The following is a 675-nucleotide window of genomic DNA, read 5'->3' as shown; positions in this document are numbered from 1 at the left end:
TTGGGTGGCAAAACCTGTAACATATAACTGGTCTTGATGGATCTCTAGATCGCGCGCATCATCGTGTTTAGATAGCTCAATAGACCACACTAGTTCTCCATAAGTATCTACTTTAACGAGGAAAGAGCCATAGCGTTGAATGTCATTTTCGACAATATAGCTAACACCAATGGCATAGCTGTTACCGTCACTATCTAGGGTGAGATCAGTTATCTTATCGTCACTTCGATAGTTGCCTTTCGCAAGGTCAATATCGGTTGACCAGATTAATTCACCATCACTGCTTCGCTTAACCAGCAAAATATTTTGTTGGCGGTCCGTGCCTGTTCGGATCGTTGATCCGCCGCTGATTATTTCTCCATAACCATCGACGGCGACATTTGATAGCCACTCAACTCGAGATTCATTGCTACTGGCATGAGAGTAATATTGCTCCCATTCTGGTGTGATTTCATTCTTACAGGCAGTCAGTAGGGTAAGCGGAAGCAATAAAGATAATGTTTTAAGGTGTAGGTTCATACGTTTAATAAAACTCCATGTGTGTATGAAAAGAGGTTGTAATGTTTTAAAAACAACATTAGGTGTTGGAATATAGTGATAAAATTTAGTATAAGCATACTAAAATGTTATCTGGTTAACGGTTTTTTGTTTAATAAGGTGTTCTTAGCCCACTTA

1 protein-coding gene is annotated in these 675 nt (G+C 39.4%); it reads right to left on the bottom strand.

The genetic code is table 11. The features are described from left to right. Nucleotides 1–519, bottom strand: a 519-nt coding sequence (locus tag A3757_RS04270) for a hypothetical protein (protein WP_156506170.1), incomplete at its 3' end; no start/stop codon positions are given. Between the last annotated feature and the right edge of the window lie 156 nt (nucleotides 520–675).

The organism is Oleiphilus sp. HI0117 (assembly GCF_001635235.1).
Note: the sequence above shows the minus strand (reverse complement) of the source record. Positions and strands in the feature narration are given on the sequence as shown.